Below are 20690 nucleotides of genomic sequence, written 5' to 3'. Positions count from 1 at the left end.
CGTTGTACAGCGAATATGACTGGCTCATTCACCGACTTCCCCCAGAAGGCTGTGCCGATCGATCGCCAACCGTTGCTGCGCGCCCGCGATCTGGTCAAACAAGGCCTGCCGACCATGGTACTCAGCCGGCTCGTTGCGGCGGGCAAGCTGGAACGCGTCGTCCGTGGCGTCGTAATCGGTAACTCCCCGACGTTCTTGCGACCTCAGGCGATCCGATGCAAAGGCGAGCGCAGCGGATTACCCATCTTTCCTTCCTCCTTGCGTGGGCTTTACACACTCAGCAAGGGATCCATTTTTTTCGGGCAAGCTCACACGTCTTCGGAGGGGTTGTCCACCTTCTCGCCGTGCAGGATGGCGAAGGCATAGACCTGCTTCACGATGTCGCGGATGTGTACCGCGGTGGCGGGCGCACCGCGGGCCTTCACTTTGTTGCAGAGAGCGTGCAAGTCATCGGCGGTGATTTCGTTGAGCTGCCGGTTCTGGAAGGCCGAAGGATGTCCCGATCGACGATGCTCTTGCGCATCGCCTTCGTGCTGTCGGCCATCCGAGCCCCGGCCAGCCATTTCTCAGTCATGTCGCCGAAGGTCTTGGCGGCGGTCAGCCGGCGCTTCTCGCGTTGCTTCTCCAGCGCGGGGGACTGGCCCTGGGTGACGGTCTTCTTGGCGTCGATCAGCTTTTCGCGGGCCAAGGCCAACGAGACGCCAGCCGGCCCGTAGCGGCCGATGGTCAACGTCTCGCGGCGGCCGTTGAGACGGTAATCGTAGCGGAAGGTGACGGTACCGACGGGCGATACCGTCACATACATTCCGTCTCGGTCAAAAGCCTTGTAAGTCTTGGACTTAGGCTTGAGGTTACGCAGTGCAGTGTCGGTGAGCATCGAGGTTTTTTCTCCGCTTCGCAACGGCTTTTACCGTCAGGGGTCAGGAGACCTGCTGATGCTCGGAAAGCCGCATAAAACCAGCTTTCCCGAGAAGACTTTTACCGTCAAAGACGGCTTTGGTCTGGATAGTGATCGGGAGGGTCTTAATCCGGCCGTCGGTTCTTACCGCCAGCTCTACCGCCAACTTGTTCTGTTGGCCGGCGATAGCCACCGATAGCCATCGCGACGCATTTTTTACAAATCAATACGTTACGTTAGTTTTTCAATAGCTAGCGATAGTTCCCGAAGGATCTAATTTCACTCCCACTCGATTGTCGCCGGCGGCTTGCCCGACACGTCGTACACGACCCGGTTGATTCCGCGCACTTCATTGATGATCCGATTCGACACGCGGCCGAGCAGCGCATACGGCAGATGCGCCCAATGCGCGGTCATGAAGTCGGTGGTCTGCACGGCGCGCAGCGCGGTCACGTAGTCGTACGTGCGGCCGTCGCCCATCACGCCGACCGATTTCACCGGCAGGAACACCGCGAACGCCTGGCTCGTCAGGTCGTACCAGCTCTTGCCGACCTGCGACGGCTCGCAGAGGCCCGCCGCCGCATCCTGCCCGGTCGCGCTCGTCGCGCGGAGTTCTTCGATGAAGATCGCGTCGGCGCGGCGCAGCAGTTCCGCATAGTCGCGCTTCACTTCGCCGAGGATCCGCACGCCGAGGCCCGGGCCCGGGAACGGATGGCGATACACCATCTCCGCCGGCAAGCCGAGCGCGACGCCCAGTTCGCGCACCTCATCCTTGAACAGGTCGCGCAGCGGCTCGAGCAGCTTCAGGCCGAGCGTCTCCGGCAGGCCGCCGACGTTGTGGTGGCTCTTGATCGTCGTCGCCTTCTTCGTCTTCGCGCCGCCCGATTCGATCACGTCCGGGTAGATCGTCCCTTGCGCGAGCCATTTCGCGTTCGTCAGTTTCTTGGCCTCGGCCTGGAATACCTCGACGAACTCGCGGCCGATGATCTTGCGCTTGGCCTCCGGATCGGTGACGCCCGCGAGATGGCCGAGGAACTGCTCGGACGCGTCGACGTGCACGACCTTCGCATGCAGACGGCCTTCGAACATATCGAGCACCATCTTGCCTTCGTCCAGGCGCAACAGGCCATGATCGACGAACACGCAGGTCAGCTGATCGCCGATCGCGCGGTGGATCAGCGCGGCCGCGACGCTCGAATCGACGCCGCCCGACAGGCCGAGGATCACTTCCTCGTCGCCGACCTGTTCACGAATGCGCGCGACCGCCTCCTCGATGTGATCGCGCATGATCCAGTCGGGCGCGGCGCCCGCGATGTCGAGCACGAAGCGCTCGAGCAGTTTGCGGCCCTGCAGCGTGTGCGTGACTTCCGGGTGGAACTGCACTGCGTAGTAGCCGCGCGCCTCGTCGGCCATGCCGGCGATCGGGCAACTCGGCGTCGACGCCATCAGCGCGAAGCCGGGCGGCAGCTCGGCGACCTTGTCGCCGTGGCTCATCCACACCTTCAGCATCCCGTGGCCTTCCGGCGTCGTGAAATCCCGGATGCCGTCGAGGAGGCGCGTGTGGCCCTGCGCGCGCACTTCCGCGTAGCCGAATTCGCGATGGTCGCTCCACTCGACCTTGCCGCCGAGCTGCACGGCCATCGTCTGCATCCCGTAGCAAATGCCGAGCACCGGCACGCCAAGGTCCCACACCGCCTGCGGCGCGCGAAGCTGCTGGTCCTCATAGGTGCTCGCGTGGCTGCCGGACAGGATCACGCCCTTCGGTGCGAATTCGCGGACGAAGTCGTCGGTGACGTCGTTCGGGTGGATCTCGCAGTAGACGTGCGCTTCGCGGACGCGCCGCGCGATCAGTTGGGTGACTTGCGAACCGAAGTCGAGAATCAGGATTTTGTCGTGCATGGCAGCGGACGGGAAAAAGAACAATGGAATAACAAAAGCAGCGCCCAAGGCGCTGCATCGAATACGTATTCGGGCGATCGTGCGGCCGCGAAGCGCGGCGGCCTGACAGTCGGGAGGACCGGGCCGCTCACGGTTGCGACGGCGGTCGCGCCGCGTCGCCGACGTCGCTCGTCACGGCGCCTGCGCGCTCGGCCGACACCGCGCTCGCCGCGCCCGCTCCCGCCGGCGGCGGCGCGCTCGCGCCCGTTGCCGATGCGGCGCTCGTCGCTCCGGTCGCAACGCCTGCGCGCGACACGCTCGGCTCGATTCGCGCGGCGGCGGACGGCGTCACGGCCGGTTCCGCGGCGCGCTTCGACGCGACGCGCGCATCGGCCGCCTGCGCCTTCTCGCGCCGCCGCACCACGGCCGCGAGCCGCACGCCGCCGAAACCGATCACGAGCAGCACGGCGCCCGCGACCACCGACACGAATTGCCCGAACGCCGACAACTGCGGCGAACGGATCGCGAGCAGCCAGACGAGCGTCACGACGCCCGTCAGCCAGTTCACGTGCCCGACCGCGCGCGCGACGCCCGCGGTCAGATCGCCGTTGAAGGCCGCGTGCATCGACAGCCACGCGAGCCCGAGGAGCGCGATGCCGAACGCCTGCCCGACCATCGCGGGATCGACGGTGACGAGTTGCAGCGCGTCGTACAGCGCTTTCCACGGCGTCAGCACGAACAGGAGGCCGAAGCCGGCAAGCAGTACGGCATCGATGAGAAGAACGGCGCGCAGCAACGGTTTCATCGGCGATCAGTCCACGTGATAGTTGGGGGCTTCCTTCGTGATCTGCACGTCGTGCACGTGCGACTCGCGCATGCCGGCTGCGGTGATCTGGACGAATTCGGCCTTGTCGTGCAGCTCGGCGATCGTCTTGCAGCCGCAGTAGCCCATGCTCGCGCGCACGCCGCCGATCAGTTGGAAGATGATCGCGTTGACCGAGCCCTTGTACGCGACGCGGCCTTCGATGCCCTCCGGCACAAGCTTGTCGATGTTCGCGGAGTTGTCCTGGAAGTAGCGGTCCGCCGCGCCGTCCTTCATCGCGCCGACGGAACCCATGCCGCGGTACGACTTGTACTGGCGGCCCTGATACAGGAACACGTCGCCCGGCGCTTCTTCGGTGCCGGCGAACATGCTGCCCATCATCACGGCGTTCGCGCCGGCGGCGAGCGCCTTCGACACGTCGCCCGAGAAGCGGACGCCGCCGTCGGCGACGCACGGCACGCCCGTGCCGCGCAGCGCGTCCGACACATTCGCGATCGCGCTGATCTGCGGCACGCCGACGCCCGCGACGATCCGCGTCGTGCAGATCGAGCCCGGGCCGATGCCGACCTTCACCGCATCCGCGCCGTATTCGACGAGCGCCTTCGCGGCGGATGCCGTCGCGATGTTGCCGCCGATCACCTCGACCTTCGGGAAATTCTGCTTGACCCAGCGCACACGCTCGAGCACGCCCTTGCTGTGGCCGTGCGCGGTGTCGACGACGATCACGTCGACGCCCGCCTGCACGAGCAGCTCGACGCGCTCTTCGTTGTCCGGACCGACGCCGACCGCCGCGCCGACGCGCAGCTTGCCGTGTTCGTCCTTGCATGCTTCCGGGTGCTCGGTCTGCTTCGTGATGTCCTTGACCGTCATCAGGCCGCGCAGCTCGAACGCCGCGTTGACGACGAGCACGCGCTCGAGGCGGTGGCTGTGCATCAGCGCCTTCGCGTCCGCGAGCGGCGTGCCTTCGGCGACCGTCACGAGGCGCTCGCGCGGCGTCATGATCGACTTGACCGGCTCGTCGAGGCGGGTTTCGAAGCGCAGGTCGCGGTTCGTCACGATGCCGACGAGCTTCGGCCCCTCGACAACCGGAAAGCCCGAGATGCCATGCTGGCGCGACAGCGCGATCACGTCGCGCACCTTCATGCTCGGCGGAACCGTGATCGGATCGCGCACGACGCCGGATTCGAAGCGCTTGACCTTCGCGACTTCGCGGGCCTGCTCGACGGGGGTGAGATTCTTGTGGACGATGCCGACGCCGCCTTGCTGCGCCATCGCGATCGCGAGGCGACCTTCGGTGACCGTGTCCATCGCGGCGGACACGAGCGGCATGTTCAGGGAGATGTTGCGGGTCAGTTGGGTCTTGAGGCTGGTGTCGCGCGGCAGAACGTCGGAGAACGCCGGGACGAGGAGCACGTCATCGAACGTGAGTGCTTTTTGGATCAGACGCATGGCAAATCCTATAGGCGCAAAAGCGAATTATACGCGAAGCTCGGTTAATTTTCACAACACGAACAACAGCTTAGGCGTTTTCGGGCAGTTGGGGCCCCGAATCGTTCGGATCCCGGTTCGAGTCCTTTTCGATCCGGTTTCGTTTCGCGCGGGCGCGCGTCCGTTCGCGCCGGGCCCGGCCACGCGGGGACAGCGGCACGGCGGGCGGCGCGCGATGCGGCGCGAGTGTCCGTGTCGGCGGGCGGGCGGCGCGTCCTCGCCATGCTGTTGCCGGGCGCTCGCAAGCCCGTCGTGTGGCCCGATGACTCGGTGGTCCTGCAGTCCTAGTCCTTGCAGCCTCCGCGCCCCGTTGCCCCGTTGCCCCCGCAACCTCTGCCGACTCCCGAGCCTCGTCCGCGTCAGCCCCGCCGGCAACGCGCCGCGCAAGCGCCCTGCCCGCCCTCGCCCGGCGCCGCCCACATCGCATGGCGTCATCCGATCCCGACCGCTCGCGCAATCAAGATCACCCCCGCCCCGACGATGACGCTCCCGGCGGCTCGCGCAGCACGCTCGCCGGCCGGCGCGAGACGTTCGACGGCGATGGCAGCCGTCACGGCGGCCATCGCACGCAAATCCATGATCCCGATGACGAGCAGGCTCGCGGTGAGACCCGCGCTGCTGCAGCAGCAGTGAAAACCAAAACGCGCACCCTGTCGCCACGCCGCGCCGACGCGCTCAGGCAACGCGCCGCAGCGCCCCGGCGCCGCGCGACAGCACGCCAGATGGCGGGCCTTCCACGCGGTGAACTGAAACGCACCGGCGCTCAGCACGACCGCACCGGCCGCGACCGGAACGGCGCGCGAAAGCGCCGGCGCGCGCATCACGACCGCCGCCAATGCGGCGCCGATCGCGTAGACGACGATGCCCGCCGCGGTCCACACGAAGCCATACCCGGCCGCGACCGACGCGGCCCGCGGCCAGGCGCGCGCTTCGCGCATCCAGCCGGCCGCCCGCGCGCAGCGCCACAGCATCGGCGCGACCGACGGCAGCATCATCGCCGTCATCATCGCGATCCACATGCCGACGAACGACGCCGCCGCGCCGGCCCACGTCCGCCCGCACATCCGCGTCCACACCGCCGACATCGTCCAGCCGCCCGGCATCGGCATCTCGCCCATCGCGGGCATCGACGCAAGCCATGCGACCGCCACCGCGGCACCGGCCGCGAAGACGAGCGCCAACGCGCCCCCAAGGGCTCCCCGCGCACCGCGCGCGGAAATCGCATGCAGCGCGATCCCGCGTTCGTGGCCGCGCCGGCGCCGGCCGCGCGCAGGCTCAGCGCCCGCCGTACTCGTCATGGCGGCGCCACCAGACGCCCGTTTCGTTGCGCCCCTTCGGCGCGCGATCGAGCCACTGGTACATGCCCCAGAGCCCATCGAGCCCGCGCGCGTACGTCGAATACGTGTGATAGACGACACCGTCCTCGAGCACGAACGCGCTCATGCCCGGCCGATCGCGTACGTACGTACGTGCGTCGGTCCCGCAAGCGGCAGCGAACTCGGCGACGGGTGCAGGCGCGGACGTCAAGTCCATCGCATGGCCGCTGCGCCGGTAGTTGTATTCGACGCTCCCGTCGCGCTGCTGCGCGTCGGTGAACGACACGTTGAAGTCGTAGTTGAAATCGCTGTCGAGCGACGATGCCCACGGAAACGTCCATCCCATCCGCTTCCTGTACGTCTGCAGCTTCGCGAGCGGCGCGCGCGACACCGCCGACAGCGTGGCGTCGTGATGCGCGAGATGAACGACGAAGCCGTCGAAGCCGTCCGCGATCGCCGAGCACGACGGGCATCCCGCCGTGTAGTCGGGCCCGAACATGAAGTGGTAGACGAGCAGTTGCGAGCGGCCGCGGAAAAGGTCCGCGAGCGACGCGCTTCCTTCGTCCATCTCGAATCGATACGCCTTGTCGACGCGCACCCAAGGCAGCGCCTGACGTCGCCGCGCGAGCTCGTCGCCGCGCCGCGTGTGCGCTTTCTCCGCATCGAGCAGTTCGAGCCGCGCAGCGAGCCATTCTTCGCGCGTCCCGGTCATATGTGTCGCCATCGCCCGTCCCTCCTTTCCGTGTCGCACGCCGGTCGCTCGATCTCCGATCCCGCGCGCGGGTTGCGTGATCGTGGTGGTAGATTAGTGCCGGGTTTCGAACGGTGGGAGTGACAAGTGTGGCGGGATTCCGATGGACTCGCTGATCACCGCCGCGGCGCGCGCGCTCGCGGCAGGTGATCCGCTCGGCGCGCTGAACCGGGTCGCGCTGCGCGACGACGCGCCCGCGCTCGCGCTGCGCGGCATCGCGATGGCGCAGCTCGGCGATTTCGTCCGCGCGAAGGCGCTCGTGAGGCGCGCCGCGCGCGCGTTCGGCGCGAAGGAAGCCGTCGCCCGCGCGCGATGCGTCGTCGCCGAGGCCGAGATCGCGCTCGCGTCGCGCGAACTCGGCTGGCCCGAAAAGGCGCTCGACGCCGCGCGCACGACGCTCGAAGCGCACGGCGACCGCATCAACGCCGCGCATGCGCGATATCTCGAAGTGCGGCGCCTGCTGCTGATCGGCCGCCTCGACGAAGCCGAGCGCGCGCTCGCCGCGCTCGACCCCGACGCGCTCCCGCCCGCATTGCAGGCCGCGCACGAGCTGATCGTCGCGGGGATCGCGCTGCGGCGCCTCCGGACGCAGACCGCACGCGCGTCGCTCGCGCGCGCCGAACGCGCCGCGCGCGCGGCCGGCATCCCCGCGCTGACGGCCGAAGTCGAACACGCGTCCCGCATCCTCGACGCGCCTGCGGCGCGCCTGATCGCGCGCAGCCAAGAACGGCTGCTGCGGCTCGACGACGTCGAAGCATGGCGCGCGTCGGAATCGCTCGTCGTCGATGCGTGCCGCCACGTCGTGCGCGACGCGCACACGACGGTCTCGCTCGCGAAGCGCCCGGTGCTGTTCGCCCTTGCGCGCGCGCTCGGCGAAGCGTGGCCGGACGACGTGCCGCGCGACGCGCTCGTCGCGCGTGCGTTTCGCGCGAAGCATGCCGACGAATCGCATCGCGCGCGCCTGCGCGTCGAAATCGGGCGGCTGCGCGCGATGCTCGGAACGCTTGTCGATATCCACGCGACGAAGCGCGGTTTCGCGCTGACGCCGCGCCACGCACGCGACGTGGCCGTGCTCGCGCGCCCGGTCGAGGACGCGCATGCGGCGGTGCTCGCCCTCCTCGCCGACGGCGAGTCGTGGTCGAGCTCGGCGCTGGCGCTCGCGCTCGGCGCGAGCCAGCGCACCGTGCAGCGCTCGCTCGACGCGCTCTCGACCGCGGGCAAGGCGCAGTCGTTCGGCCGCGGGCGCGCGCGGCGCTGGACGAGCCCGCCCGTCCCCGGATTCGCGACGACCTTGTTACTCCCGGCCCCGCTGCCGGGCGATTAGGATGGCACCATCGAGCCACCGGGAGACGAAGACATGAAACGAACCGCAGCCGACATCATTCAGGAATACGGCCCGTTTCCGGGCGTCGACGGCGTGCACGGCGTCACGTACGACGGCCGGCAAGTATGGTTCGCCTCGGGCGACAAGCTGAACGCGCTCGATCCGGCGAGCGGGACGACACTGCGGTCGATCGACATCGCCGCGCACGCGGGAACCGCCTATGACGGCCGACATCTGTATCAGATCGCCGAGAACCGCATCCACAAGATCGACCCGGACACGGGCCGCGTGCTGTCGACCATCCCGGCGCCCGGCGGCGGCGCGGACTCCGGGCTCGCGTGGGCCGAGGGCACGCTGTGGGTCGGACAGTATCGCGACCGCAAGATCCGTCAGGTCGATCCCGAAACGGGCGCGATTCTTCGGACGATCGAGTCGAATCGCTTCGTCACCGGCGTCACGTGGGTCGACGGCGAACTCTGGCACGGCACCTGGGAAAGCGACGAGAGCGAATTGCGCCGCATCGATCCCCGGACGGGCGACGTGCTGGAGGCGCTCGCGATGCCGGCCGGCGTCGGCGTGTCGGGGCTCGAGTCCGACGGCGGCGACCGGTTCTTCTGCGGCGGCGGAAACAGCGGGAAAGTGAGAACCGTCCGCCGCCCCGCGCGAAGCGCCGCGGCACAAGACGGCATCGGGCGCGCAGCCGGTTCCTCCGACGAGTAGCCGCGGGCGGCCCGCGCCCGCCGAAAGGACCCGCGGCGCGTTGCGCGAGGACGCGAAGACGCTCCGCGCCGCCCGCCGTCGAACGACGGCGCCGCAGCATCGATACGAAACGAGCACCCGCCCTGCCGAACAAGCTCGACGCGCGTGCCGGCCGTGCATTTGCCGCCGCCCGCGCCCCTTTCCGACCCAGTGCAGGAATGAACAAGACAAACGCCGCCGTACGTCGCTAAGATGCGCGCTCGTCAGTGAAATAAACGGTCGGAGAACGCGATGCAGCGCGGTGTAGCGTACGGAGTGTTGGCAGGCGCCCTATGGGGCATGGTGTTTCTCGTGCCGCGGGTTCTGACCGACTTCTCGCCGTTGTTGCTGAGCGTCGGCCGCTATGCGATGTACGGCCTCGTGTCGCTCGCGGCCGCGTTGCCGGCCGCCCGCTCGCTCGCCGCGCGCCTCACGCGCGAAGATCTCGTCGCGCTCGTCAAGCTCGCGCTCGTCGGCAACGTCGCCTACTACATGCTGCTGTCGAGCGCGGTGCACCTGATCGGCATCGCGCCCAGCTCGCTGATCGTCGGCGTACTGCCCGTCACGGTCACGCTCGCCGGCCTCGGCGATCACGGCGCGGTGCCGCTCAAGCGGCTCGCGGGCCCGCTCGCGCTCGTCGTCGCCGGCATCGCATGCATCAACGTCGATCTGTTCACGTCCGAGGCCGCGCATGCGACGACGCTCGCCCAGAAGCTCGTCGGCATCGCGTGCGCGACGGCCGCGCTCGCGAGCTGGACGTGGTACGCGGTCGCGAACGCCCGCTACCTGCAGCGCCATCACCGGTTCGACGGCAACGAATGGTCGGTGCTGTGGGGCGTCGTCACGGGCCTGATCGGCGGGCTGTGCTGGATCGGCATCGCCGCGCTCCCGGCAGGCACGCTGCAGCCGGCGCTGCCCGCGTCGCGCTGGCAGTTGTTCTGGCTGCTGAATCTCGGCCTCGCGATCGGCGCGTCGTGGCTCGGCAACGGGCTGTGGAACGCGGCGTCGAAGCGGCTGCCGCTCACGCTGTCGGGCCAGTTGATCGTGTTCGAAACCGTGTTCGCGCTGCTGTACGGCTTCGTCTTCGATCATCGGCTGCCGCGCGCGCTCGAGATCGCGGCGCTCGTGCTGCTGCTTGCTGGCGTGTACGGATCGGTGCGCCGGCACGGTGGCGACAAGCGCGCGGCCGACGATCCGCTCAACGCGAACCTCGGCGCGCACTGAGCGCGGCGTTTCGTCGGATGAATCGTGCGCGGCCCGCGCCGCTCAGCGCGAATCCTTCGGCAGCCACTTGCGGCCTTCGATCGAGCCCTCGCGGCGGGTCTTGTCGACGCGGCGCTGCCGCGCGACCTTCGGATCGACGATGAGCGGACGGTAGATCTCGACGCGATCGCCGTCGGCGACGGCCGCGTCGAGCGCCGCGAGCTTGCCGAAGATGCCCGTCTTGAGCTTCGCGAGGTCGATGTCCGGATAAAGCGCGAGCACGCCGCTCGCGTCGATCGCGTCGCGCACGGTCGCGCCAGCCGGCACGTCGACGGCGACGAGCGTCTGCCGCTCCGGCAGCGCATAGCAGACCTGGACCTTCGGCATGTGCATCACCCCTTGCCGTAGCGCTGGTCGGCGCGCTTCACGAACGATTCGACGAACGTGTTCGCGATGTGCGTGAATACGGGCCCGATGATCTTCTCGAGGATCACGCTCGAGAACTCGTAGTGCAGCGCAAATTCGATCTTGCACGCGTCCGCGCGCAGCGGCGTGAAGCGCCAGTAGCCGGTAAACTTGCGAAACGGCCCATCGGTAAACTCCATGTCGATCCGGGTCGGGCGCTGCTGCGTGTTGCGGGTCGCGAAATGCTGCCTGATGCCCTTGAAGTTGATGTCGATCCGCGCCTCCATCCCGGTTTCGTCGCGACGGCGAATCTCGACGCCGCCGCACCACGGCAGGAAGTTCGGGTAATCGGCCACGTCGGTGACGAGGTCGAACATCTGTTCCGCCGAGTGGCGGATCAATACGGTTTTCTGGACATCTGCCATAAATCGCGCGGCATCGCAAAGGTAAACGAGCAAGCCGGGCCAACGCCGCCCCGCTTTGCTAAAATTGTGATTTTAAACGAGTTGGCCATTTCCCTTCATGAGCATCATCGACAATAGAAAAGCGTTCTTCGATTACCACATCGAAGAACGCTACGAAGCGGGGCTCGTGCTCGAGGGGTGGGAGGTCAAGGCGCTGCGCGCCGGGCGCGGACAGATCAAGGAAGGCTACGTCGTCGTGAAGAACGCGGAGATCTACCTGATCGGCACGCACATCAGCCCGCTGCCCGAAGCCTCGACGCACATCAAGCCCGATCCGGTCCGCACCCGCAAGCTGCTGCTGCACCGCGACGAAATCAAGAAACTGATCGGCAAGGTCGAGCAGCGCGGCTATACGCTCGTGCCGCTGAACTTCCACTACAAGGGCGGTCGCGTGAAATGCGAGATCGGTCTCGCGAAAGGCAAGAAGCTCCACGACAAGCGCGAAACCGAAAAGAAGCGCGATTGGGAACGCGAGAAAGCGCGAATCATGCGTTCTGCAACATAACGCGCGGCGCTTTGCCGCACGCCGTCAGCGCAGGCCGCGCCCGATGCGCCGCAATCGAAACGGCCCGCTTCGAACGATTCGGAGCGGGCCGTTTCTTCATCGGGCGACGCGTGACGCTCAGCCCTTGCTCGCGCCCGAGGCGACGCCCCCCGGCGCGGCGCGGTTGACGATCGTCAGGGCCGACGCGATCGCGGTGCTCAAGTCCGACATGTTCGACGGCACGATCAGCGTGTTGCCCGCCTTCGCGAGATTGCCGAACGCGCCGACGTACTGCTCGGCCACCTTCAGGTTCACCGCATCCATCCCGCCCTGCGACTGGATCGCCTGCGCGATCTTCTGGATTGCCTGCGCGTTCGCCTCGGCCACCGCGAGGATCGCGGCCGCCTCGCCCTGCGCCTGGTTGATCGCCGCCTGCCGCTCGCCTTCCGACTTCTGGATCGCCGCCTCACGCGCGCCCGACGCGAGGTTGATCTGCTCCTGCTTGCGGCCTTCCGATGCGGCGATGAGCGCCCGCTTCTCCCGCTCCGCGGTGATCTGCGCCTGCATCGCATGCAGGATTTCCTTCGGCGGCGTCAGATCCTTGATCTCGTAGCGCAGCACCTTGACACCCCAGTTCGCGGCCGCTTCGTCGAGCGCCGACACGATGCTGTGGTTGATGAAGTCGCGCTCCTCGAAGGTCTTGTCGAGCTCGAGCTTGCCGATCACCGAACGCAGCATCGTCTGCGAGAGTTGGGTAATCGCGAGCACGAAGTTGCTCGAGCCGTACGACGCCTTCATCGGGTCCATCACCTGGAAGTACAGCACGCCGTCCACCTGCAACTGCGTATTGTCACGCGTGATGCAGATCTGGCTCGGCACGTCGAGCGGAATCTCCTTCAGCACGTGCCGGTACGCGATCCGGTCGATGAACGGCAGCACGATGTTCAAGCCCGGCGACAGCGTCGCGTGATAGCGGCCGAACCGCTCGAGCACCCACGCATGCTGCTGCGGCACGATCTTCACGGTCTGCGACACGAGCACGAACACGATGATGAGCAGCACCGCCCAGACGATCAATGAATCCATGAAGCTGGTCCTCCTTGTTGGAATTTGAAGACAAACGCGCCGAGGGCGGTCACTTCGCGGATTTCGCCGCGACAACGAGACAATTGCCGCGCACCGAACGCACTTCGTACAGATGCGCGTCCTCGCGCTCGCCGGCGGCGAGCTCGACGTCCCACTGCGCGCCGCGATACTGCGCGCGCGCCCGGCGGTCGTGCCAATGCTTGACCGCGATCGTCGCGCCGATGTCGAGGTTGATGTCGGGATTCGCCGACGCGTCGCGTTTCTGCTTGCGGCCGAGCCCCGAGCGCCTGAGCGCGATCACGGCGACGATCGCGACGAGCGCGGCAGCGGCAAACTGCCAGGCGGCGGGCGCGCCCGCGAGATGCACGAGGCCGCCCGCGAGGAAGCCGAGCGCGATCATCAGCAGGTAGAACGTCCCCGTCAGCAGTTCCGCGACGACGAACACGCCGACGCCGATCCACCAGAAAAACTGCCCTGACACCATCGCCCCTCCCGTTGCACAAAGAAAAACACCCCGGCGTTACCGGGGTGTTTATAGCACGAACCTTGCAATTTGCCTTCATTTGGACGGCGATTCGACGACCGCCGTCCGAACGGGCGATTACCGCCGATTACTGCTTCGACGCAAGCGCCTGCCACGTGGCGATGACCGTGTCCGGGTTCAGCGAGATCGACGCGATGCCTTCGTCGGCGAGCCACTTCGCGAAGTCCGGGTGATCGGACGGGCCCTGGCCGCAGATGCCGACATACTTGTCGAGCTTGCGGCAGGTGTCGATCGCACGCTTCAGCATGAACTTCACGGCCGGATCGCGCTCGTCGAAATCGACGGCGAGCAGTTCCATGCCCGAGTCGCGGTCGAGGCCGAGCGTCAGCTGCGTCAGGTCGTTCGAGCCGATCGAGAAGCCGTCGAAGTGCTGCAGAAATTCTTCGGCGAGGATCGCGTTCGACGGCACTTCGCACATCATGATGAGGCGCAGGTCGTTGTCGCCGCGCTTCAGTCCGAACTTCGCGAGCAGGCCGACGACACGCTCCGCCTGCTTCACGGTGCGCACGAACGGCACCATGATCTCGACGTTCGTGAGACCCATCTCGTCGCGCACGCGCTTGAGCGCGATGCACTCCATCTCGAACGCCTGAGCGAAGTCCTCGGCGATGTAGCGCGACGCGCCACGGAAGCCGAGCATCGGATTTTCCTCGTCCGGCTCGTAGCGCGAACCGCCGATCAGCTTCTTGTACTCGTTCGACTTGAAGTCGGACAGACGCACGATCACGGGCTTCGGATAGAACGCCGCCGCGATCGTCGCGATGCCTTCCGTCAGCTTGTCGACGTAGAACGCTCGCGGCGACGCGTGGCCGCGAGCGACGCTCTCGACCGCCTTCTTCAGATCCGGATCGACGTTCGGATACTCGAGGATCGCCTTCGGATGCACGCCGATGTTGTTGTTGATGATGAACTCGAGGCGCGCGAGACCGACGCCCGCGTTCGGCAGCTGCGAGAAGTCGAATGCGAGCTGCGGGTTGCCGACGTTCATCATGATCTTGACCGGCACGGGCGGCAGCTCGCCGCGCTGCACCTCGGACACTTCGGTCTCGAGCAGGCCGTCGTAGATCTTGCCTTCGTCGCCTTCCGCGCACGACACGGTGACGAGCGCGCCGTCCTTCAGCACGTCGGTCGCGTCGCCGCAGCCGACGACGGCCGGCACGCCGAGCTCGCGCGCGATGATCGCCGCGTGGCAGGTGCGGCCGCCGCGGTTCGTGACGATCGCGGACGCGCGCTTCATCACCGGCTCCCAGTTCGGATCGGTCATGTCGGCGACGAGCACGTCGCCCGGCTGCACGCGTTCCATTTCCGACGGGTCGTGGATCACGCGCACGGGGCCCGCGCCGATCTTCTGGCCGATCGCGCGGCCGGTCGCGAGCACCTGCGACTGGCCCTTCAGCTTGAAGCGCTGCTCGACCTTGCCGTGCGCCTGGCTCTTCACCGTCTCGGGACGCGCCTGCAGGATGAAGATCTTGCCGTCGCGGCCGTCCTTGCCCCATTCGATGTCCATCGGACGCTGGTAGTGCTTCTCGATGATGACCGCGTACTTCGCGAGCTCGATCGCGTCTTCGTCGGTGATCGAGTAGCGGTTGCGCTGCTCGTGCGGCACGTCGACCGTCTTCACGCGGCCCGGCTCGCCCGGCTGCGTGAACTCCATCTTGATCAGCTTCGAGCCGATTGAGCGGCGGATGATCGGGTACTTGTCCTGCGCGAGCGTCGTCTTGAACACGTAGAACTCGTCGGGGTTCACGGCGCCCTGCACGACCGTTTCACCCAGGCCGTAGCTCGCCGTGATGAAGACGGCGTCCTTGAAGCCCGATTCGGTGTCGATCGTGAACATCACGCCGGCCGCGCCGACGTCCGAGCGGACCATCCGCTGCACGCCGGCCGACAGCGCGACTTCGGCGTGCGTGAAGCCCTTGTGCACGCGGTACGATATCGCGCGATCGTTGTAGAGCGACGCGAACACGTGCTTCATCCGGTCGAGCACCTCTTCGATGCCGACGACGTTCAGATACGACTCCTGCTGGCCGGCGAACGATGCGTCGGGCAAGTCTTCGGCGGTCGCCGACGAGCGCACGGCGAACGACAGCTCGCCGGGCGAGCCGTTCTTCAGGATCTCGAACTGCGCGCGGATTTCCTGCTCGAGGCGCGACTGCATCGGCGCGTCGACGATCCACTGGCGGATCTCGGCGCCGGCTTCGGCGAGCGCCTTCACGTCGTCGATGTCGAGCGACTCGAGACGCTGCGCGATGCGTTCGGTGAGCTTGTTGTGTTGGAGGAAGTCGCGGAAGGCAAGCGCAGTCGTCGCGAAACCGGTGGGCACGCGTACGCCTGCCTCAGCCAGCTGACTAATCATTTCGCCAAGCGACGCATTCTTGCCGCCGACGATTTCGACATCGCTCATTCGCAACTGCTCGAACGGAATTACATACGCCTGATCCTTTGCGACGTTTGCTGCGTTAGTCATACAAGCCCCTAAGTGTGAAAAAAATGCTCGATCGTGCAACGGGCTCGAGCGCGGCCGCTTGCAAAAAGCGGGCGCGCATTGCACAACCTGTCGGATAAGCCTTCGCGGGAGCCGGACGATTCCGGCGCGCTTGCAAAAATCCCGGCAGAAAGGCGAATAAAGCAGACAAATCGCCGAACTTGCCGGGAATCCGTAGCGCATCGCGATCAAAGGCGCGGCCGCGCCGCGCTTCTGCCGCAAGGGCTTATCCAACAGGTTCCCGCTATTCTACCGTGCCGGCCAGCGGATGTGGCGCAACCCGCTCGCAATGGGGCTCTAGCGCGCGGTTTCGACGCGGTGGGCGGGCCGTGATGCCTTGCCCGTACGGGCTTGCCGATCTGTCGCTTTCTGCCGGGGCGTTCCGGCACTCCGACACTCCCGCGGCGCCCCGAGCGTCCGGCGGCTATCCTGCCGCGCGATCTCGCGTCGTCGGTCCGGCGTCTTCGTGAACGCATGCCGGGCACGCAGGCCCGCGCCGGGCCGGAATGCCGATGCCCCGCGCGTCAGCGCCCTCCCGCCGGCCCGTCGATCAGCACGTAGCCGCGGCTGCGGCCGCCGTTGTCCGCGTCGGCCGTGTTCATCGCCGCGTACAGATCGGCCGTCTTCACCCAGACAGGCGGATATTTGTAACGGGACACGTCGAGAATCAGGAAGCTGTCGGCCGCGGCGTCGTACGCGCCGAGCGGCGAGATGTGGCCGCCCGTCTGCTGGCCGAGCCGGCTGCGCAGGTAGTTGACGAGCACGTAGCGCCCCGGACGGCCGAGATGCGCGGCCGCGTCCGCGCGAAACGCGTCGACCGACACGTCCGACGCATGGCGCACGTCTCCGCTCGCGCCGAGCGCGTTCGCGAGCGCGCCGAGCTGATCGAGCGTCATTCCGCGCTGCTCGATCTGCGCCCGCGGGCGAATCTGCTCGGTCGTGTCGTTGAGCACGTTGTCCTGCGTGAAATAGTGGAACGGCGGATATTGCGCGGCGGCGGGCGCCGGCACGCGCAGCGCGTTCAGCACCATCACGAGCGACGCGACGCCGCAATAGCGCTCGGTCTTCTGCGTAACGAAATGACTGCCGAGCGGCACGTATGCGCTGCGCGCGCCGCTCTCGGCGAGCATGCGTTCGCCGGCGCCGCTGCCGAGGTCAATCAGGCTGCCGGGCAACGGCAAGGTTTGCGCGGCCGCGCGGCCGATCAGCGCGAGCGCGACGAGCACGACGCCAACGAGTCTTTTTGTCACGATCGTTCCTTGGTCGTTTGACGAGCGGAGCGCCGCGTGCGGGCGCCCGCACGAGCATAGCGCGAAGCCGGCGGCGACGCCGCGCGAGGTGAACGACGCGAACGAGGTGCGCGAGGCGGCACGAAGAGGCGCGTCCCGCCCGCGCCGCCGCCCTACGACGCGCGTCGCGCCGCCGCCCACGCGCCGCGACTCAACGGGCGAAGTCCGCCGTTTTCTTGACGAATGCGGACAGATTCCCGATGTCGAAGCTGCCGAAGCCCGTTACCGGATCCCAGCCGGCACCCGCCTTGTAGCCGTAGCCGCCCGAGCCGTTGTTGCCGGATTTCACGTCGTGCACCAGTGCACCGTTGGACGGAACGTAGCGATAGAGACTCGCGAGCGGAAAGCCGAGCCGATTGCCGTTGTCGGATTGCATGCGCGCCCAGATGCCGGCGAAGATCGGCGCCGCGAGGCTCGTGCCGCCCCACTGCTCGGTCTCGCCGTTCACGTAGACGTGCGCGCCGCTGCGGCCGTCCGCATCGAACGCGACGTCGGGCACCGCGCGCGTCTTGCTCGACGTGCCGAGCACGCCTCGCTGCCAGGCCGGCACCGCTTCGTTCTTGCTGTAGCCACCGCCCGTCGCCCACAGGCGCTGCGTGCCGTCGTAGCTGCCATACGGGTCGTACACGCCGATCGGCTGCAAGCCCTCATTCCACGCGACTTCGCCGGCGTACGCGCCCGTCGACTTGTCTGTCGACAGCGTCGTGCCGCCAACCGCGACGACGTACGGCGACGTCGCAGGCTCGCTCACCGAATAGTCCGACCGCGCCGGCACGCCCTGCCCACCGGAAATGCGGCTCACGCTGCACTCGTACGCACCGGCGTCGCCCGCCGCGACGACGAACGTCTGCCCCTGCGCGACGGCGCTCTTGAAGATCCGGTCATCGGCCGCCTGCGTGCCGGACGAGCGCGCACCCGCCTCGCATACGCCGAGCGACACGTTGATCACCTTCGCGACGTTGTCGACGACCGCGCGGTTGTACGCCTCGGTGATGTCGGTCAACAGCATCGACGGCGCCGCGTAGAACACGAGCCCCTTCACTTCGCCGCCCGCCGCGCCGACGATCGCCTGGCTGTCCATGTCCCACTCGCTCAGGCCCGCGTTGTCGCTGTAGTCGCTGCCGGGGGGCCCGGTGCGCGTGACGGTCGCCGCCACGCGCGCGAGCCCCGCTTTCGCCGTGAACGCATCCAGATCTCGCACCACGGGCCTCGCGTCGCCCGCCATGATGACGCCGACCGTCGTCTGCGACGCCGTCGGCGTCGAGCCCGCGCGATAGATCCGCGAGAACTCGAGCGGATCGTGGCCCGTCAAGACGGGCGTGCCGCTCGCAGCGGCGGTCGCTTCGCTCGCGCGCGCGGCGAGCGACGCCTTCGCGCCGCCGACGGCGCCCGTCACGGCCGCCTGGCGGTTGTACGTGTGTGCGAGCGTCGCGCTGTCGAGCCCGAGCACGGCGCCGACGATGCCGCCGAGTTCGGCCGGCACCTGAGCCGCGTCCTGGTTCGCATACACGCGCCGGCCTTCGAGCGTGAAACTCTTGAGCCGCGTGTTGAACGCCGTCCGGACCGCCTCGGCGGTTCCCGTCGCCGAGATCAGCAGCCGATTCGGCGACACCTGGATGTCGCGAAACCCGGATTTGCGCAAATGCGCTTCGACGAGCGCGACCTGCCGTTGCGTCGGTGCATACTGCGCGGCGAATTCGGCCGGCGTCAGATGCTTGCCGTACGCAGCGCTGCTGGGCGTATGCAGATCGCGCAGAAAGCGGTCGAGCTTCGCCTCGTCGTTGAGATTGAGACTGACGACGACCCGCACCGGCTGGCCGGGCGCCGTATCGATCGCCTTTCCGGCCGCGGACGTTGCCGCGAACGCCTGCGAAGCGGCGAGCGCCTGCTGCGGAAAAGCCGGATACGCGCGGGTCTGCGTGTCGACCCACGCCGACGCCGCGGCGTGCGCCGTCAGCGTCGTCGCGGCTAAAAACGTCGCCGCGTAAATCGCATGCTTCGATTGCGAAGCGCGAGGATTGGCCCATCTTCTTGACGTCATTTCGTCGTTCCTCATTTGATTTGAATAAAGTCAAAACACAATGAAATCGAACCGCCGAACTGCCCGAGCATCACTGCCGCCACGACTGCTGTCCGCACGCAGGAAGGCCCGCTCTCCCGGCCCTGCCTGCGCGACGGCAAGCGAACGCACGCGCCCGACCCTCGGCACTCGCTCCGGACCGATCCGTCGATTCGCTCATTAAGAAGGATTCCGAATCGATTGACGCAATTGAAACGATTCGTTTCACTGAACACCGATACGAGAACAATCGCTTGACGATACGAATCCGGTCAGCGCCGCCGTCTTTCGAACAACATTACGGAATATTACAGATCATTTCAATGAATGCGCGCGTCGACTATTGCTTAATCCGCAAATGCTTATCGTTCAATCCGGATTAATCGTTCGCCGCGAGCGCCGACGGCAGGACGTTTCGTCATCGGCCGCCCCGCGCCGTCATCGCGCCGAACGGCGCGCCCGCGCCTGCTAGAATGGCCGCTTCGGCCGCGCGCGGCCGCCACGCACACGCTCGACGCTTCGATTCATGCTTCCAACCGTATTCATCGTCTCCGACGGCACCGGGATCACCGCCGAAACCTTCGCGCATTCGATCCTGTCCCAGTTCGACCAGAAATTCCGGCTCGTGCGCGTGCCGTTCATCGATTCGCTCGAGAAGGCGTACGGCACCGTCCAGAAGATCAACGACGCCGCGCAGCACGACGGCCGCCGGCCGATCGTGTTCACGACGCTCGTCGACGGCGAATCGAACGAGATCGTCAAACGCTCGGATGCGCTCGTGCTCGACATGTTCCAGCGTTTCGTCGAACCGCTCGAGCAGGAACTACAGTTGAAGTCGAGCCATGCGATGGGGCGCGTCCACCAGAACGCGGACACCGAGGAATACAAGACGCGGATCGAAGCGATCAACTTCTCGCTCGCGCACGACGACGGTCAATCGAACCGCAATCTCGCCGACGCCGACGTGATCCTGATCGGCGTGTCGCGCAGCGGCAAGACGCCGACGAGCCTCTACCTCGCGATGCAGTACGGCGTGAAGGCGGCGAACTATCCGCTGATTCCGGAAGACTTCGAGCGCGGCAAGCTGCCGACGCCGCTGCACCCGCATCGCGACAAGCTGTTCGGGCTGTCGATCGATCCACTACGGCTCTCCGAGATCCGCAACGAGCGCCGCCCCGGCAGCAAATATGCGGCGCCGGAGAACTGCCGCTACGAAATCAACGAGGCAGAAGCGATGATGCGGCGCGAAGGAATCAAATGGCTGTCGTCGACGCACAAGTCGATCGAGGAGATCGCGACGACGATCCTGCAGGAAATCAAGCTCGAGCGGCAGTCGTATTGACGCCGGACCGCGATGCGCGTCACCCGCCGCACAGCCGATCAAAAGCGCGACACCGACTTCACCTGGCATTGCGCCCCGAGCCGTGCGCCGCGCCCACTCGAAACAAAGAAGGA

The 20690-nt window shown here is 67.0% G+C and carries 18 protein-coding genes and 2 pseudogenes; 7 read left to right on the top strand and 13 right to left on the bottom strand.

The features are described 5' to 3' along the window. The first annotated feature begins 15 nt into the window (after positions 1-15). Entirely contained in the window at positions 16-366 is a 351-nt protein-coding gene (locus WS70_RS33575; RefSeq protein ID WP_082722228.1) for a type IV toxin-antitoxin system AbiEi family antitoxin domain-containing protein, read from the top strand. Here WS70_RS33575 and WS70_RS07695 read toward each other — a convergent pair. Next, a pseudogene (locus WS70_RS07695) lies at positions 312-877 on the bottom strand (tyrosine-type recombinase/integrase); the annotation flags it as partial. The gene WS70_RS33575 and the pseudogene WS70_RS07695 overlap by 55 nt on opposite strands. On the opposite strand from WS70_RS07695, the gene WS70_RS31390 reads away from it, so the two are divergent. After that, on the top strand, positions 870-1097 hold the full coding sequence (locus WS70_RS31390; RefSeq protein ID WP_156438037.1) for a hypothetical protein: 228 nt from the start codon (positions 870-872) through the stop codon (positions 1095-1097). The pseudogene WS70_RS07695 and the gene WS70_RS31390 sit on opposite strands and share 8 nt — an antisense overlap. 80 nt (positions 1098-1177) lie before the next feature. Here the strand turns inward: WS70_RS31390 and guaA are convergent, their stop codons facing one another. From guaA to WS70_RS07665, 5 genes are all read right to left on the bottom strand, one after another. Then, positions 1178-2797: a glutamine-hydrolyzing GMP synthase gene (gene guaA / locus WS70_RS07690; RefSeq protein ID WP_059597122.1), complete on the bottom strand. Its 1620-nt coding sequence runs from the start codon at positions 2795-2797 to the stop codon at positions 1178-1180. Between the two features lie 127 nt (positions 2798-2924). Continuing rightward, complete coding sequence (locus tag WS70_RS07685) at positions 2925-3581, bottom strand: hypothetical protein (protein WP_059597123.1); 657 nt, start codon at positions 3579-3581, stop codon at positions 2925-2927. Between the two features lie 6 nt (positions 3582-3587). Beyond that, on the bottom strand, positions 3588-5048 hold the full coding sequence (gene guaB / locus WS70_RS07680) for an IMP dehydrogenase (protein WP_059470512.1): 1461 nt from the start codon (positions 5046-5048) through the stop codon (positions 3588-3590). A 470-nt stretch (positions 5049-5518) separates the two neighbouring features. Further along, positions 5519-6268 (bottom strand): DUF2182 domain-containing protein, encoded by a 750-nt coding sequence (locus WS70_RS07670; RefSeq protein WP_059597147.1) that lies wholly within the window; start codon positions 6266-6268, stop codon positions 5519-5521. 94 nt (positions 6269-6362) lie between these two features. After that, entirely contained in the window at positions 6363-7127 is a 765-nt protein-coding gene (locus WS70_RS07665; protein WP_059470511.1) for a DUF899 domain-containing protein, read from the bottom strand. A 130-nt stretch (positions 7128-7257) separates the two neighbouring features. Here WS70_RS07665 and WS70_RS07660 point away from each other — a divergent pair, with 130 nt between their 5' ends. The 3 genes from WS70_RS07660 to WS70_RS07650 all read left to right on the top strand — a co-directional run bounded on the left by WS70_RS07660 (position 7258) and on the right by WS70_RS07650 (position 10440). Further along, the gene (locus WS70_RS07660; RefSeq protein WP_059597124.1) at positions 7258-8478 is read left to right on the top strand and encodes a hypothetical protein; all 1221 of its coding nucleotides are present in this window, start codon (positions 7258-7260) and stop codon (positions 8476-8478) included. A 33-nt stretch (positions 8479-8511) separates the two neighbouring features. Continuing rightward, positions 8512-9198 carry a Vgb family protein gene (locus WS70_RS07655; protein ID WP_059470509.1) on the top strand — a complete coding sequence of 229 codons (687 nt, stop codon included), beginning with the start codon at positions 8512-8514 and terminating at the stop codon, positions 9196-9198. A gap of 270 nt (positions 9199-9468) precedes the next feature. After that, positions 9469-10440, top strand: a complete 972-nt coding sequence (locus WS70_RS07650; protein WP_059470508.1) for a DMT family transporter — start codon at positions 9469-9471, stop codon at positions 10438-10440. 42 nt (positions 10441-10482) lie between these two features. Here WS70_RS07650 and WS70_RS07645 read toward each other — a convergent pair whose 3' ends face one another. Together WS70_RS07645 and WS70_RS07640 are read right to left on the bottom strand one after the other, a co-directional pair. Continuing rightward, positions 10483-10806, bottom strand: a complete 324-nt coding sequence (locus WS70_RS07645; protein WP_059470555.1) for an RnfH family protein — start codon at positions 10804-10806, stop codon at positions 10483-10485. Positions 10807-10811: 5 nt separating this feature from the next. Beyond that, entirely contained in the window at positions 10812-11249 is a 438-nt protein-coding gene (locus WS70_RS07640; RefSeq protein ID WP_059470507.1) for a type II toxin-antitoxin system RatA family toxin, read from the bottom strand. Between the two features lie 97 nt (positions 11250-11346). Here WS70_RS07640 and smpB point away from each other — a divergent pair, with 97 nt between their 5' ends. Further along, positions 11347-11793 (top strand): SsrA-binding protein SmpB, encoded by a 447-nt coding sequence (gene smpB, locus WS70_RS07635; RefSeq protein WP_059470506.1) that lies wholly within the window; start codon positions 11347-11349, stop codon positions 11791-11793. A 117-nt stretch (positions 11794-11910) separates the two neighbouring features. Here the strand turns inward: smpB and WS70_RS07630 are convergent, their stop codons facing one another. The 5 genes and pseudogenes from WS70_RS07630 to WS70_RS07605 form a co-directional block, all read right to left on the bottom strand. Next, on the bottom strand, positions 11911-12858 hold the full coding sequence (locus WS70_RS07630; RefSeq protein WP_059470505.1) for an SPFH domain-containing protein: 948 nt from the start codon (positions 12856-12858) through the stop codon (positions 11911-11913). A gap of 49 nt (positions 12859-12907) precedes the next feature. Further along, a complete protein-coding gene (locus WS70_RS07625; protein WP_059597125.1) occupies positions 12908-13342 on the bottom strand; it encodes an NfeD family protein in 435 nt (144 codons plus the stop codon). 127 nt (positions 13343-13469) lie between these two features. Then, positions 13470-15869 carry a phosphoenolpyruvate synthase gene (gene ppsA, locus WS70_RS07620; protein ID WP_059470503.1) on the bottom strand — a complete coding sequence of 800 codons (2400 nt, stop codon included), beginning with the start codon at positions 15867-15869 and terminating at the stop codon, positions 13470-13472. Positions 15870-16411: 542 nt separating this feature from the next. Beyond that, positions 16412-17223: pseudogene (locus tag WS70_RS07610) on the bottom strand (phytochelatin synthase family protein); the annotation flags it as partial. 104 nt (positions 17224-17327) lie between these two features. After that, entirely contained in the window at positions 17328-19232 is a 1905-nt protein-coding gene (locus WS70_RS07605; protein WP_059597126.1) for a S53 family peptidase, read from the bottom strand. Positions 19233-19761: 529 nt separating this feature from the next. On the opposite strand from WS70_RS07605, the gene ppsR reads away from it, so the two are divergent. Further along, positions 19762-20577, top strand: coding sequence for a posphoenolpyruvate synthetase regulatory kinase/phosphorylase PpsR (gene ppsR, locus WS70_RS07600; protein WP_059470501.1), 816 nt, complete (start codon positions 19762-19764; stop codon positions 20575-20577). Positions 20578-20690: the final 113 nt, after the last annotated feature.

It is taken from the genome of Burkholderia mayonis (assembly GCF_001523745.2).
Lineage (GTDB): Bacteria > Pseudomonadota > Gammaproteobacteria > Burkholderiales > Burkholderiaceae > Burkholderia > Burkholderia mayonis.
Note: the sequence above shows the minus strand (reverse complement) of the source record. Positions and strands in the feature narration are given on the sequence as shown.